This is a genomic window from Brevibacillus borstelensis (genome assembly GCF_037834415.1).
Classification (GTDB): Bacteria; Bacillota; Bacilli; order Brevibacillales; family Brevibacillaceae; genus Brevibacillus; species Brevibacillus borstelensis_A.
The window spans coordinates 1-15,590 of the sequence record NZ_JAUMSJ010000041.1; the positions used below are offsets into that span (position 1 = coordinate 1).

Below are 15,590 nucleotides of genomic sequence, written 5' to 3' on the forward strand. Positions count from 1 at the left end.
CACTAAAGGGACGATAAGGGTAAAGTTGTAAAGTTCTTTTAGGGCGTACCACCCATTTCATTCCGTACTGTGTGGGGTAAATGAAAAAAGGCTTGAAGGAGGGTAGTCCTTCAAGCCTCAAAATTGTTAGTGAAAAGTAATGTGAAACAAGAATCCCTTCTTGTTTAGCATTGAAGAAAGAAAATAATACTCAGTAGAAGAATCTTTATCTTCTCTTACGTAGAACGTTGAATTATACTCGAGAAACCTTACTAAAGATGCAAATATTGACTTCACTTCATTCAAGTTATAATTACTTAACTTGATATTCAATTGAAAGTGTCCATCATTATACTTAATTTCAAAGAATGATATATTTTGTTGACGTTCTAAAAAATCAGTTGTTTCTGACCAAATGCCAATTTCATATTCGCAGTTAATTGATTTAGCAATTTCTAAAAGCAGTTGTTTATTCATGTCGTTTTTCTTCAACTCCCTACTTATTTCTTTTTCGGTTTTGGGATGTATACTCCACCCTCAGCAGGTGAATGAACAGATACAATTCCACCTTTTTCATTCAATACAACTTTATTCCCTCGAGAATCAACATACTCCCACGTTTTTCTTCCCTGAGCATCCACTTTGCTAACTCTGTTCTTTTTATTGTGTTGAACGATACTGTCAATTATATCTGCAGTAAAACCTCTCTCATTTGCTCTCTCTGCACCGTGTTCAGTGAAAACTAGTCCACCTTTAGTTTTATCATTAGTTTTATAACCACAACTGTTATGCGTCCAAACTCCAAGATTGGAGACAAAGTACGTATGGAAGTCCTTTACCTTAAAGTTGTAGACAGTCTTATGTTCCTTTTTAACCTCAATCTTTTCAATGACTAATTCTTTGCCATCCGAAGTTGTCAGAACATCGCCCACCACAAGATTCTTGGATTCCACCCAACCTTTTCCTACAATCCAAAACGGATGCTCATCAGTAGTCGTAATGACTTCACCGCCAACTGTAATATTATACGTTTCCTCAACATCACGTTGGAAGAGCCATTCGACTTCCTTGTAAGCCATCTCTCCCGTTTCATCGTCTTTGGCTAGAACTTTGTCCCCCACCTCGATTTCCTCGATAGGTTTCTCCCCTTCGTCTGTTTGAACCTTTGTGCCTGCTGTAAAGCAATTACATCCAAAAAGCTTTTTCACTATCCCCTTCTCAACGGTTCTCGCTCCTGATCCTACCACTTTGCCAGCTACAGCTTTTACTACTCCTCCAGCACCAGCTACGTAGGTAAAAGGATCTTCATACCATTCTGGCTCCCGCGTGTTTCCGTGAACTTCCCATCTGATTTCCTCGGGGACTTCATCAACAGAAGCATTCCTATAAAACTCCCAATAGACATTACCTTTACCGTCGTTAGTCCTCAAAATACCTGTTGAGTCTTTCCGAATTCCGCCGTTCCCCCACGGCTCACTGATCACATTCCCACTAAAGTCAACATATCGCAACGGATTATTATGCACATACGTATACCGATTCAAGCTCAGCGGATTATCCACTTGCCCTTTATACGTATCCTCTGAAATAAACCGCCCCACCGTCGGGTCGTAATACCTCGCCCGCAGATAGTAAAACCCGGTCTCGCCGTCCAAGATCTCCCCGCTGTAGGTAAACGGGTTGGACATCCCCTCCGTCTTCGCCGTGAGATTTCCCCACGTGTCGTACTCGTAGCGGTTCAGCTCTTCGCCGTTCTCCCCGACAACCTTCACGACATCGCCATGGCTGTTGTACAGGTAGTAGCCTCGCTTGTTCGCCGCAACATCCTTTCGGGAGAGCAGCTCATTCCCCCAAATATTCTGGGCTTTCAGCTGGCCGTTTTTATCCAGCTCTTCGACGACTCTGCCATTCAGGTAGACGTAACGGGTTTCGCCGCCATCTGCTGTCTTCGTCGCACGGAGCCCGTCCGGATAGTACGTATATTCCGCTTTAGCCCCCGTTTTCTCATTGGTGACGCCTCTCAGACGGTTGCGCTCGTCAAAGGTGTAGCTGGCCGTGTTCGGCATTGTAGGCAGCGTGCCCTCAAAGGTCATTCGGCTTCCCCGGCCGTTATACGAATAACGATTCTCCCCCGCTGGCACATTTTCCTTCGTCAAGCGGTCCACTTTGTCGTATTCGTAGCGGTAGGTCGTGCCGTTTCGCTCAATGCTCGTCACGTTGCCAAAAGAGTAATTGTTCTTCTCTTGCCATACAGACGTGCCGTTCTTGAAGTGATTCAACGTGTCCACCTGGCCGAACGAATCTCGCTTGCGCTCCAGGCTTACGCCGTTTGGATAGGTCAGGGTGTAGGTGTCTCCGGAGTCGCTGAGCTTGTAGTCATAGCGGACAGTCTTCGGGGTGCCGTCCAGTCCCGGACTGGTGACCTCCGTCAAGCGCATCGCGTCATCATAGCTGTAGGAAACCGTTGTATTGCCAGGATAGATCAACTGATCCATCTGGTCGTCGGCGTCCGTATGACGAATCTGATAGAGTCTGCCAAACGCCGTGAAGCTGTTCATCCGCAGGAACGGATCGTAGGTGTAGAACAGCTCGCGATGCAGCGGGCTGGTGGACTGGATGTTCGGTCCGTTGCTGTTGGTTTCTTTCTTTACCAAAGACGTATTCGGGTAATACTCTTTTGTTTCCCGGTTTTTCACCGTACCGGCCTTGTCTTTCGTCGTCAGCTCGGACAGCTCGTAAAACGGCGTGTAGGCGTACTCGTGGCGGTTCCCCGCTTTGTCCGTGAACGCCGAAACTTTGCCGTTCGGGGTGTAGCCAAATGTCTCCGCGGCTCCAGATGGAACGTCCGTTTCGCTGATTTTCCAGGAAAGCGCATTGTAGTGGTACTTGGTCGTCTGGGTGTTGTTTTCCGTTACTTGAACAAGATTTCCATATGGGTCGTAGCCGTAGCGGTACTCGTTCTTTTCGGGATCGAGCAGGATTGTTCATTCCCTAGGAGGTACTACAAGGGGAATCCCCCAATTATCATTTTTTATGATTACTCTTCCTCCCTATTCTATGGACAACACATACAAGGACAAAAAGAACCCCTAGACGAGCATTAATTACTCGTTGGGGTTCTTTGCTAACACGTTTATAACATTCTATTCACTGCTTTTATATAACTTGGACACCAGTGGAAAGCATTGACGTTTGAATACGCTTCTTGAAATTCATCTTCTCGCTGAAACCAAGGTAAATCAGGATGACGATTTGATACATCTCGTAAACAGAACCACCCCTGTCTCAAGTCTTCTCCACCAGTTGACCTGAAATCAGCATTTGAGCAATAAGCACAAATGTTAAAGGATACGTCCATTTTGTCTTGAAGTGCTTGTAATGCTATGGAGAAATCCTCAACAGCATTGGCTTCAAAGGTTTTACCTCTGTATTCACATACGAGTTTGAATTTCAGTTGAGGTTCATCAGGGTCGTATTGTCTGGTAACGACGATGTATTCCTCTACCGTTACAATTTCGATGGAATTACCATTTGTGGTTTGTACACTATTTAAGAACTTTAGTGAATAACTCTCTGGTAAATTCGTCATCAACTCAAGCAGACTCTGGACATATGTTCCTGCTTCGCTTTCAATATACAGAGATTTTCCTATTAGAATCATATGAACAGTATCATTTTCTCTAAATCGGACATAAAGATTCGCATCCTGACTTTGTCCCTTACCATTAATTAGTTTAGTAATAAGAGTCTTCTCGTTCATTCTCTCCCCCCTTTCTTTACCTTCCCTTAATTGAGATAGATTTTAGCACAATGGTTAAATAATAAGGATTTGATTCTGCGTCAGGTCTTGATGCAATCCACGCTTTGTGGTGGGCAGGGTTTGTTGCAAAGACACTGACGTGCCCAGTGGCAGGGTTGTCAACCACAGCCTTTAAAACTCCAGTTGCGTTTACTGCATCTATAGAAGTGAATGTATATTTGTTAGACCCTGGTACTAAAAAGTATGATAATCCTGTTGTATCCACTGGTCTTGGGGTAAGGTTAGTGTTTGTACCCGAACCATCACGGAATATTAGGGTCTGTCCATTATAATTATAAGTCGTAGTGATTGTCGAGGTGTCCTGCGTAGCAATAGTCAATATCGTTGCCACAACACCCGCCCATCCTATTGCACCACCTGATACTGAACCAGAACCAGACCTTGGCATCGTTGCAGTAGTTCCTGCAAAAAACACAGCGGTGGGTCTTAGTTCAAGGTCTTTTGCAATAGAAGCACCTAAATTACTCCAGTATGCAGTCCTTGCATTATCTGCTTGGGTCTCAGCAAATTGCATACGTTGTTTGTCTCCAGCTTTATTTGCCTTTTCCCAAACATCTGTCCAAAAAGTAATAGTATCTCTAGTTGAGCCTTTAATATATCCGTCTCCATCTTTCCAGTGACCTGTTGGGTCTTTATATCTTAAAGGATTATTCTCCACATACGTATACCGATTCAACGACAACGGATTATCCACTTGTCCCTTATACGTATCCTCCGAAATAAACCGCCCCACCGTCGGATCGTAATACCTCGCCCGCAGATAGGAAAACCCAGTCTCGCCATCCAAGATCTCCCCGCTGTAGGTAAACGGGTTGGACATCCCCTCCGTCTTCGCCGTGATATTCCCCCACGTATCATACTCGTAGCGGTTTAGTTCCTCGCCGGTCTCGCCAACGACCTTCACGACATCGCCGTGGCTGTTGTACAGATAGTAGCCGCGCTTGTTCGCCGCAACATCCTTTCGGGAGAGCAGTTCATTACCCCAAACATTCTGGGCTTTCAACTGGCCGTTTTTGTCCAGTTCCTCAATGACTCTGCCGTTCAGATAGACGTAGCGGGTTTCGCCGCCATCTGCTGTCTTCGTCGCGCGAAGCCCGTCCGGATAGTACGTGTATTCCGCTTTTGCTCCTGTCTTTTCATTGGTGACGCCTCTCAGGCGGTTGCGCTCGTCAAAGGTGTAGGTGGCTGTGTTCGGCATTGCCGGCAGCGTACCTTCAAAGGTCATCCGGCTGCCTCGGCCGTTATACGAATAACGATTCTCTCCCGCTGGTACATTTTCCTTCGACAAGCGGTCAACTTTGTCGTACTCGTAGCGGTAGGTCGTGCCGTTTCGCTCAATGCTCGTCACGTTGCCAAAAGAGTAATTGTTCTTCTCTTGCCATACAGACGTGCCGTTCTTGAAGTGATTCAACGTGTCTACCTGTCCGAACGAATCCCGCTTGCGCTCCAGGCTTACGCCGTTTGGATAAGTCAGGGTGTAGGTGTCTCCCGCGTCGCTGAGCTGGTAGTCATAGCGGACAGTCTGAGAGGAACCATTCGATCCCGGAATCGTCACCTCTTTTACCCGCATCGCGTCATCGTAGACGTAGGAAACTGCCGTATTGCCAGGATAGATCAACTGATCCATCTGGTCGTCGGCGTCCGTATGGCGAATCTGGTAGAGTCTTCCAAACGCCGTGAAGCTGTTCATCCGCAGGAACGGATCGTAGGTGTAGAACAACTCCCGATACAGTGGGCTGGTGGACTGGATGTTGGGGCCGTTGCTGTTGGTTTCTTTCTTTACCAATGACGTATTCGGGTAATACTCTTTTGTTTCCCGGTTTTTCACCGTACCGGCCTTGTCTTTCGTCGTCAGCTCGGACAGCTCGTAAAACGGCGTGTACGCGTACTCGTGGCGGTTCCCCGCTTTGTCCGTGAACGCCGAGACTTTGCCGTTCGGGGTGTAGCTGAATGTCTCCGTGGCCCCGGATGGAACGTCCTGTTCGCTGATTTTCCAGGAAAGGGCATTGTAGTGGTACTTGGTCGTCTGGGTATTGTTTTCCGTTACTTGGACGAGATTTCCATATGGGTCGTAGCCGTAGCGGTATTCGTTCTTTTCAGGGTCGAGCAAATAGACGAGCTTATCGTTTGGATTGTAGCGGTACGACCAGGAGCGCGTCGCTCCGCTCTGTTCCTGCTCGGTCTTACGCGAGAGCTGTCCGAATGCGTTGTACTCAAAGGCAGCGTGCGCTTTTGCTGTCAGTCCGCCGTCTCACTGATCTCTTTTTCCAGTTGGCCGTGTCTATCGTAAAACTGGGTCGTTCCAAGTCCATTTGGTCCCAGGCTCTTACTCGTCTCCGCAGGAAGGTAGCGGCTGTTATTCGAATCAATGCGAGCGTTTACCTGCAGGTAAATCGTCGTACCAATTGACATGAAAAAAGGCTTATTCCTTCATATTTCAAGTTGGAATAAGCCTTTGAAAGTATATTAAAGAGTTTGTCAAACTGTTAATGTTTGGTTTACCGTCTTGTTGTTAAAATTGAGAGTAGTTTGCACAAATTCTTACAGTGTTTCTTTCTCATCACCGATTCTACTGACGGTCAGCCACACCACCTTATCGTTCAAAAATTACGTTCTAACATTGTTTGGATTTCATCAGCGAGTTCAAGTATCTTCTTCCATTCAAGGGAATTCCTAACTGCATTAATATTCCAGTTATCTCCTTGTTGTATTGTTTGAACTAAATTTCTTAAAGTAACACTTTTTTGCATGATCTCATCGTTGATAAGTCCTGCATCCTTAAGCTTTTGTAAGTTATCAGTGTGTAAGAATGAATTTACCCCAATATCAAATTCCTCAAAAATGTTATACCCAATCACTTCATCATCCTCAGATAGTAAATATAACCCACATTTACCAATAGTATCAACATATAGCTCCATAAGTTTTCCTATAGAAATTTTCTCCACCAAAGAAATCCCCTTTACTTATAAATAATTATAGCTTTATCACCGGGCAGCGGTTTATAGTCAGAACCCACTACCTTGACTTTACCTGTTTGCCCACTTGAGAATCCTACATAAGACCCCACATGCACCCCTTCTCCTGGATGGTAGAATACTGACTTATCACCGTTTGTAAATTTCCAACCAGTACCGGCAGATCCATATTTGCCTTTCGTCCATCCAGCTCCAAGAGCCTTTCCAACTTCATCAGCTGATTTTCCCCATAAAGCTTTAGGGTTACTAACAATATCATCATAAGATTTTAACTGTGTAACCCATTCAACATTTCCGTTTCCGTACTTGCTCTTGTAGTATTCATTCCATTCTGCACCTGTTCTTGGTATCTTTCCAGAATTACTCGTCCCTTTAGAAACAGTCGTACCAGCTGCCGCTATCCCCATAAACGGGGCTGCCAATCCTAAATCTGGCACATCCCCTGCTTGATAGTTTGCCCTCACAGCACCATTAAAACTTACAATGGTTTTAACTTCCGCCCTATGTTCTACTGGCACAACAATATCGACAGCATCAATAAAGTCTAATCTGTTAGCATCAGCATAGGTCACGGCTACATCTGACCAGTACAGCATCAGATCTTCGTAACTGCCACCAAAATACCCGCCTGCTCCTTCAGCAGCTAAATGTCCACTCGGATCCACAAACCTCACCGGATTATTATGCACATACGTATACCGATTCAGTGTGAGGGGATTATCCACTTGCCCCTTATACGTATCCTCCGAAATAAACCGCCCTACCGTCGGGTCATAATACCTCGCCCGCAGATAGTAATACCCGGTTTCTGCGTCAAATACCTCGCCGCTGTAGGTAAACGGGTTAGACATCCCCTCCGTCTTCGCGGTGATATTCCCCCACGTATCATACTCATAGCGGTTTAGCTCTTCTCCATTCTCCCCAACAACCTTCACGACATCCCCGTGGCTGTTGTACAAATAGTAGCCGCGCTTGTTCGCCGCAACGTCCTTTCGGGAGAGCAGCTCATTTCCCCAAATATTCTGGGCTTTCAGCTGGCCGTTTTTGTCCAGTTCCTCGATGACTCTGCCATTCAGGTAGACGTAGCGGGTTTCGCCGCCATCTGCTGTCTTCGTCGCGCGGAGTCCATCCGGATAGTACGTGTATTCCGCTTTGGCTCCCGTCTTTTCATTGGTGACGCCTCTCAGGCGGTTGCGCTCGTCAAAGGTGTAGCTGGCTGTGCTTGGTATGGCGGGAAGCGTGCCTTCAAAGGTCATCCGGCTGCCTCGGCCGTTATACGAATAACGATTCTCCCCCGCTGGCACATTTTCCTTCGTCAGGCGGTCCACTTTGTCGTACTCGTAGCGGTAGGTCGTGCCGTTTCGCTCGATGCTCGTCACGTTGCCGAAAATAATGATGAACATTTACTCGTTATCTTCTACTACCGGAACAAATGGGGAGAGAGCGTAAAAAGTTTTGAGTAAATATGGTTAAACTTTCCATTAAGGAGATGATCATTTATGCAAGACAAAAGAGACATGACGATCAAGGAGTTAGCAAAGGATTGCCGAACCATCGAGAATGTTCATGAGATGCTCAAGAACCTCTTCCGTGACACCATCCATCAGCTGTTTGAAGCAGAAATGGACGACCATCTGGGCTATGCCAAACATAGTGCTGATGGCGATCACACAGGGAATAGTCGCAACGAATATAGCAAGAAGACAGTAAAGACCAAGTTCGGCAATACGGAACTGCGTGTTCCTCGTGACCGAAACAGTGAGTTTGAACCTCAGCTTGTGAAAAAACATGAGACCACTGTAAATGGCTTAGAAGAGCAGATAATTGCACTCTACGCGAAAGGGATGTCCACCCGTGACATTGAGGAGCACATGAAGGATTTGTACGGGATTGACGTGTCTCCAACGATGGTCAGCAAAGTGACGGACAAGATCATGCCGATGGTAACGGAATGGCAGTGCAGACCGCTTGATCGAGTCTATCCTATCGTGTTCCTTGATGCTATTCACTTTAAAGTTCGGCAAGAAAATCGGATTGTCAACAAAGCAGCTTACAGTGTTTTGGGCATTACCATGTCTGGACATAAGGATATCCTGGGTATCTAGATCGGGGAGCATGAGAGTGCCAGCTTTTGGCTCAATGTGTGTACAGAGCTGAAAAGCCGTGGCGTAAAAGACATTCTGATCGCCTGCAAAGATGGACTCTCTGGCTTTTCGGAAGCGATCAACGCTGCGTTTCCACAAACCCAGATTCAACTGTGCGTGATTCACCAGATTCGCAACTCGATGAAATATGTACCGTTCAAAGAAGAAAAGGCTGTCTTGACAGATGTAAAGAAGGTCTATCAAGCTCTTACACTGGAAGAAGCAGAACAGGCATTTTCCGCCTTCAAAGACAAATGGGGAAAGAAGTACCCCATTATTATTCGCTCCTGGGAAAGCAACTGGCTTGAACTGACCGCCTATTTCAGCTATCCCCCAGAGATCCGCAAAATGATGTACACAACGAATATTATCGAAGGCTATCATCGACAACTCCGTAAGGTCACAAAGACAAAAACGGCGTATCCCACCGACGATGCCCTACGGAAAATCATCTATCTGGCTACCGTTGAGGCGTCGAAGAAGTGGACTATGCCGCTTCGGAGCTGGAAAGAATGTATATCACAACTTGCGATCCATTTTGGAGACCGCTTGCAAGGAGAACTGTCCGCATAATTCCAGCTGATATGTCGGCTTGACATGGAGCCTCTGCGGGCATGATTTCTTACGATTGGGCGATGCCAGTAAGACATGCATCGCATGGCAAACGAGCCTATCATGCCCGCCCCTCCATGTAAAGCCGTTGACGTAACCATTCACTTGTTAAAAACCCATTTACACAAAAAAATTTACATTCCCTAACTTCTCTCCCTCGTAGGCGGCTACAAGGGCAATAAGAAACCCCAGACGAGTAGATCATCTCGTTTGGGGTAATACATTACAAACCTTGATAATTAGCTCTTTATTCCTTGAATTTATCTGGTAAATACTCTTTCCAAACATATGCTTTTATCAAATCTTTCAAGTCGTCTTGATACGATTGCAATTCCTCTTTAGATGAACAGCCTGTTATTTTATGAATTTCACTTTCATCGCAGTTTTTCAATACGTATTCAATACAACCCTCGTATACCATAAGTTCTCCTTCTGAGAGTCTTAGATCAAAAAGAGTAACGCTGGCTATTTCTTTATGACCTTTATACTCCATCCTACTCACCCCTATTTCAGTAAGTTGTTTATGATGTCTCTAAATTGATTGATCTGTTCATGTGAGGGTCTCGTCCACTGCCCTCTTTGAATCCTCATCTTTGTATTATTATCAGGATTTTTAAATGTCGTAAGATGTTGTCCATTTGGTTCAAATACATGTATTCTTCCGTTTTGCCCTCTCACAATCCACCGTCCATCGTCCTGAATGAGTATATCTGCGTCTCTTGCTTTTTGTACATCATTAAATGCAGTTCCTGTCGGCCTTCCTTGATTTTTTCTCTCCAGAGAATGTTGAGAACGTTTTACATTTGCAGTTCCTTTTGAAGCATTTTTACCCGTATTTCTAATTGCCCCTGCTGCTGCCCCCGCTCCAGCAGCTCCCGTTCCCAGATTATGCATATCTCCGGCTTCACGGCCCCATTTCGCAGCCCCAACCCAACCGACAATCGTTTTTACTTCCTCTACATATTCTGCTGGCACCACTTCATGTACAACATCATAAGGGACCGCACCCGTTGCGTCTGCCCATTCTACTGTCTTTTTCGCCCAGTATAGCGCCGCATCTTCAAATTTTAAACCTGCCGAATTAATTCTTTCATATCCGCCATCCGAAAATTCGAGTTGTCTATGACCGGATGGATCAACGTAACGCAGCGGATTATTACTCACATACGCATACCGATTCAAACTCAGCGGATTATCCACTTGCCCCTTATACGTATCCTCCGAAATAAACCGCCCCACCGTCGGATCGTAATACCTCGCCCGTAGATAGGAAAACCCGGTCTCGCCGTCAAAAATCTCCCCGCTATAGGTAAACGGGTTGGACATCCCCTCCGTCTTCGCCGTGAGATTTCCCCACGTGTCGTACTCGTAACGGTTCAGCTCTTCGCCGTTCTCCTCGACAACCTTCACGACGTCGCCGTGGCTGTTGTACAGATAGTAGCCACGCTTGTTCGCCGCAACATCCTTTCGGGAGAGCAGCTCATTCCCCCAAATATTCTGGGCTTTCAGCTGGCCGTTTTTGTCCAGCTCCTCGATGACTCTGCCGTTCAGGTAGACGTAACGGATTTCGCCGCCATCCGCTGTCTTGGTCGCGCGAAGCCCGTCCGGATAGTACGTATATTCCGCTTTAGCCCCCGTTTTCTCATTGGTGACGCCTCTCAGACGGTTGCGCTCGTCAAAGGTGTAGCTGGCCGTGTTCGGCATTGTAGGCAGTGTGCCCTCAAAGGTCATTCGGCTTCCCCGGCCGTTATACGAATAACGATTCTCTCCCGCTGGCACATTTTCCTTCGTCAAGCGGTCCACTTTGTCATACTCGTAGCGGTAGGTCGTGCCGTTTCGCTCGATGCTCGTCACGTTGCCAAAAGAGTAATTGTTCTTCTCTTGCCATACAGACGTGCCGTTCTTGAAGTGATTCAACGTGTCCACCTGACCGAACGAATCCCGCTTGCGCTCCAGGCTTACGCCGTTTGGATAGGTCAGGGTGTAGGTGTCTCCCGCGTCGCTGAGCTGGTAGTCATAGCGGACAGTCTGAGTCGAACCATTCGATCCCGGAATCGTCACCTCTTTTACCCGCATCGCGTCATCATAGCTGTAGGAAACCGTTGTATTGCCAGGATAGATCAACTGATCCATCTGGTCGTCGGCGTCCGTATGGCGAATCTGGTAGAGTCTTCCAAACGCCGTGAAGCTGTTCATCCGCAGGAACGGATCGTAGGTGTAGAACAGCTCGCGATGCAGCGGGCTGCTGGACTGGATGTTGGGGCCGTTGCTGTTGGTTTCTTTCTTTACCAATGACGTATTCGGGTAATACTCTTTTGTTTCCCGGTTTTTCACCGTACCGGCCTTGTCTTTCGTCGTCAGCTCGGACAGTTCGTAAAACGGCGTGTAGGCGTACTCGTGGCGGTTCCCCGCTTTGTCTGTGAACGCCGAAACTTTGCCGTTCGGGGTGTAGCCAAATGTCTCCGCGGCTCCAGATGGAACGTCCGTTTCGCTGATTTTCCAGGAAAGCGCATTGTAGTGGTACTTGGTCGTCTGGGTGTTGTTTTCCGTTACCTGCACGAGATTTCCATATGGGTCGTAGCCGTAGCGGTACTCATTCTTTTCAGGGTCGAGCAAATAAACGAGCTTATCGTTCGGGTTGTAGCGGTACGACCAAGTGCGCTTCGCCCCGTCCTTCTCCTGCTCCGTCTTGCTCGCCAACTGTCCGAATGCGTTATAGCCATAGGCGGTGGTGCGTTTTTGCCCGCTCGCCCACGCCTCGTTTACTTCCTTTTCCAGCTGTCCGTGCCTGTCGTAAAACTGGATCGTTTCCAGGCCGTTTGGCCCCAGGGTCTTGAGCGTCTCCATCGGGAGATATTGGTTCTTGAGCGAATCGGCAAAAGTGTTTGCCCGCAGGTAGATCGTCGTGCCGATGGGTTCCTCTTTTTTCCAAAGCGAGCCGTCCTCATTGTAGACATACGTGGTCGCCCGGTTGTCCATGGCGTAGGGGGCGCTGGACAGCAAACGCTCTCCATCCGGCGAGTAGGTGTTGTACTGCAGCGGACGGATTTGGCCGTTGGTCCCGATCTGTCCTTCGTATTCGACTTCGCCGCCCGGGGTAAAATGGGTGAACCTCTTCGTGCCGTCCGGCAGGGTCATCGTCACCTTGCGTTTGTCGTCGTCGTAGCTGTAGGTGATCGCGCGGGTTTCTCCTTTATTGGCAAACTGCTCGCGCGAGAGCCGTCCGAGGAAATCGTACTCGTAGGCGGCCTGGCTTTGGTCGGGATAGGTTCGCTGTGTGACTCTGCCCAGTTCGTCGTAGGCGAAACGGTACGTCAGCTTTGTTTTGACGCCGGGGGAAGTCTCTGCCTGCATGTTGATTTCCGTAGGGTTCAGACCGTACCGGTCATAGGCCGGGAAGTTCTGGACCAGATTTTTGTTGTCCAGCCCGATCGTCATATGCTGAATCGAGGAAATCCGCATGTTCTCGTAGGTATAGAATCGTCCGATGCTCTCGGTCTTGATTTCGGCACCATCCGGGTAGGAATCGAGGATCGATTCTCCCTCAAGCAGCTTGTCGCTGTTGTACGCAAACGATTCCTTGTGAAAATGCTTCGGATTGTCTGCGGCGGTGCGGTTCATCTCCGAAAGCAGGCGCAAGTAATATGTTGCGGGCGGCAAATACGTCCAGCTGGTCGTATTTCCTTTCGGATCGACGAGCTTTGCCAGATCGCCGTAATCGTTGTATCTGTATTCCGTCACCTGAGCGTAATCGGCCAGTCTGTTTTTCACCTGTTCCAGATTCTTCGCCTCCGGCGCGAGCAGGTACTGATACACGTCGGCGTCTTTCGTCATGGAAGCGGGCCTTCCCAAAAATTCGTAGGTGTAGCTGGGCTTGGTTTCCCTGCCGCGATACATGTGGCTTACGTACGATACCGGGTGGTAGCGGTACGTGTTTCCGTCTGCGGTCAAGTTGAGACGGCCTTCGATTCTGTCAGTGTCTGCACCCGTACCGATATAGGTTTCGACCGAACGGGGCAAGAAGTTTTTATCCGAATTGACGGCAAACGTCTTTTCCTGGCTGGGCAAGCCGTCCTGTACGATCCGGGTGACGGCCACTCCCCCGTCCCGCTTCGTCTGATTTTTCAATCGGACGGATTCATCCTTCTTCGTTTTCCATATCTCTTTACTCGTCATGGGGTAGTAGATCGTTTTCGAATACGATTCGGCGGCCGGACGGTCCGGGTGAGGCGTCTTGGCAAAATTGATGTTTACGGAAGTGACCGGATGGTATGTGGCGTAGGTCAGTTGTTCCTTATCGAAGTAATTGCGCACGACGCCTCGGTTCAAGAAATTGGACACATTAGAATCATAGGGGCTGTAGGCATAGGTCATGGTCAAGCCTTCCACAGGGTACTTGACTTGATGCAGGAGTTCGTAATAGACGTACCCCCGCTCTTTCTCGTCCACATCCAGATAATCGTAGCTCTCCATTCCTTTATAGTCCAAGATAACCTCTTTATTCCTCGCAGCAAGGGAGTAGTTGGGGCGCAGATTAAACTCGGCTTTTCCAAAGACTTCGGAATCAAGATAGGAGTATTCCGCAATGACCTTGCTGCCCCCGCCGTTGACATCATGCTCGATGACCCGGTCTGGGTCCTTGCCTGTTCCCCAATCATATTCGATGTGCTTCAACAGCTTGCTTTTGGAGGAATCGGCGTACACTTTCATGTGTCTGGCCGTTATCTCGATGTATCGCCCGACACTATCGATAATCTGTGTCGGACCGTCATACGGAATTTTGTAAACAATCGTATCGCCGTATACGTTTCGTTTGGTAATAACGTCAACAGGTGAAGGATCGTAAACTCCCTCCCTCTTGAAACTGTAGTGGTAGCCGTTGTAATCGAGCCAGGCAATCGACTTGACGCCATTTATCGGATCACGGCCTACTGGATAATAACTCATCTCCGCACCTTTGTAGGGGTAATTTACCCATTCTTGACCGGAGGATGAGGAAGACTCCAGTACCGTACCGTCATCCAGGGTGAAAATATAACGGAATTTTCCGGATGTTCTCCCGCAAAAATACGTTGGCTCACTGCTATCGTGGTAGTCGCACTCCAAAGCATCCTCGTACATCTCTTCTACCATCGGGATGTTCAATGTCCACCCGAGCGGCAGGTGATACTTATCCAAATGATTGTTGGCAGCAGTCTTGTTGCCGCTCTTGCTGTAGTAAATACGTTGTTTCATGGCGTCCATCTGCGAATACGTCCGCACGATCTTCAAATCCATCCCGTGCTTGCCTTCGAGGACGAGGTCCGTCTCCGAAATCGTGGATGAACGACGTACCTCGTCTACCGGCGAATCAACCGAGCGCTTGTACTGATACGTGAGCCCGGTCGGATCGTACACGGCATCCGGCAGGTCGGAGTTGAGGGTCCCTGCGCTTGGCGCTTTCCCGGCAGCAGCTTCTTTCGCCTGCTTCGCAACGGACGCTTTTTCTTTCATCTGTTTCGGTTCGGCCTGCTTTGCCTGTACGCTTTTCCATTTGCTGTAATGCTCTCCGATAACCGGAGCTTCCTTTACCAGCCGGTTGTACGCATCAGCCGGAAGCTTTGCGATGACGGCCATGACTTCCCGATCGGTCCAGCCGTACTTCTCCACCTTTTCATTGTGGGACAGCAGCCGATCTACCTGGGGATAGAACCAGGCCACAACTTTCATACTGGCGCGATCCCGTTCGGACTTCATGCGGATGATCGAGTCGGCTGAAAACGGGTCCCACTCCATTCCTCTGATCTCCTCGTCCTTGTATGCCGGAATTTCTGCCGGTCCGAGCGTCGTTTCGGCTGTCTCCTGGGCGGCCTTGGCGAATTGCGCCAGCCATTCCTTTGTACTCGGCAGCTTCGTTGCGCCTGGGGCTGCATTCGCTTTGCCGCTTTGGAGCAGCCCGTTTTGCGCCGCACCTTGGGCCTGCACGACGCCTGGAAGCAGCAAAGCCGCCGACAGAAGCAGCTTGAAGCCGATGCCGATTGACTTGTTTCGTCTCATGGTTTGCCTCCTTTTCGTTCT

Annotated in this window: 8 protein-coding genes and 1 pseudogene; 1 reads left to right on the plus strand and 8 read right to left on the minus strand. The window is 48.3% G+C overall.

From position 1 onward, the window contains the following. Positions 1–479: 479 nt before the first annotated feature. The 6 genes from Q3F21_RS22800 to Q3F21_RS22830 form a co-directional block, all read right to left on the minus strand. Complete coding sequence (locus Q3F21_RS22800; protein ID WP_340258178.1) at positions 480–2,675, minus strand: polymorphic toxin-type HINT domain-containing protein; 2,196 nt, start codon at positions 2,673–2,675, stop codon at positions 480–482. Positions 2,676–3,112: 437 nt separating this feature from the next. Continuing rightward, positions 3,113–3,739 (minus strand): hypothetical protein, encoded by a 627-nt coding sequence (locus Q3F21_RS22810; protein ID WP_340258180.1) that lies wholly within the window; start codon positions 3,737–3,739, stop codon positions 3,113–3,115. Between the two features lie 16 nt (positions 3,740–3,755). Next, positions 3,756–5,909, minus strand: coding sequence for an RHS repeat-associated core domain-containing protein (locus tag Q3F21_RS22815; RefSeq protein WP_340258182.1), 2,154 nt, complete (start codon positions 5,907–5,909; stop codon positions 3,756–3,758). Positions 5,910–6,037: 128 nt separating this feature from the next. Then, positions 6,038–6,211 (minus strand): hypothetical protein, encoded by a 174-nt coding sequence (locus Q3F21_RS22820; RefSeq protein ID WP_340258184.1) that lies wholly within the window; start codon positions 6,209–6,211, stop codon positions 6,038–6,040. A 188-nt stretch (positions 6,212–6,399) separates the two neighbouring features. Further along, positions 6,400–6,747 (minus strand): hypothetical protein, encoded by a 348-nt coding sequence (locus Q3F21_RS22825; protein WP_340258186.1) that lies wholly within the window; start codon positions 6,745–6,747, stop codon positions 6,400–6,402. A 14-nt stretch (positions 6,748–6,761) separates the two neighbouring features. Beyond that, on the minus strand, positions 6,762–8,180 hold the full coding sequence (locus Q3F21_RS22830) for an RHS repeat-associated core domain-containing protein (RefSeq protein WP_340258188.1): 1,419 nt from the start codon (positions 8,178–8,180) through the stop codon (positions 6,762–6,764). Between the two features lie 96 nt (positions 8,181–8,276). Between Q3F21_RS22830 and Q3F21_RS22835 the strand changes: the two are divergent. Next, positions 8,277–9,494, plus strand: a pseudogene (locus tag Q3F21_RS22835) (IS256 family transposase). Positions 9,495–9,780: 286 nt separating this feature from the next. On the opposite strand, the gene Q3F21_RS22840 reads toward Q3F21_RS22835, so the two are convergent. After that, the gene (locus Q3F21_RS22840) at positions 9,781–10,026 is read right to left on the minus strand and encodes a hypothetical protein (protein ID WP_340258190.1); all 246 of its coding nucleotides are present in this window, start codon (positions 10,024–10,026) and stop codon (positions 9,781–9,783) included. A gap of 11 nt (positions 10,027–10,037) precedes the next feature. After that, positions 10,038–15,569, minus strand: coding sequence for an RHS repeat-associated core domain-containing protein (locus Q3F21_RS22845; RefSeq protein WP_340258192.1), 5,532 nt, complete (start codon positions 15,567–15,569; stop codon positions 10,038–10,040). Between the last annotated feature and the right edge of the window lie 21 nt (positions 15,570–15,590).

Excerpts from the sequence above, each read along its gene's own strand:
- Q3F21_RS22810 (WP_340258180.1), bottom strand. The coding sequence starts at position 3,739 with ATGAACGAGAAGACTCTTATTACTAAACTAATTAATGGTAAGGGACAA.
- Q3F21_RS22820 (WP_340258184.1), bottom strand. The coding sequence starts at position 6,211 with ATGTCAATTGGTACGACGATTTACCTGCAGGTAAACGCTCGCATTGAT.
- Q3F21_RS22830 (WP_340258188.1), bottom strand. The coding sequence starts at position 8,180 with ATGTTCATCATTATTTTCGGCAACGTGACGAGCATCGAGCGAAACGGC.
- Q3F21_RS22840 (WP_340258190.1), bottom strand. The coding sequence starts at position 10,026 with ATGGAGTATAAAGGTCATAAAGAAATAGCCAGCGTTACTCTTTTTGAT.
- Q3F21_RS22845 (WP_340258192.1), bottom strand. The coding sequence starts at position 15,569 with ATGAGACGAAACAAGTCAATCGGCATCGGCTTCAAGCTGCTTCTGTCG.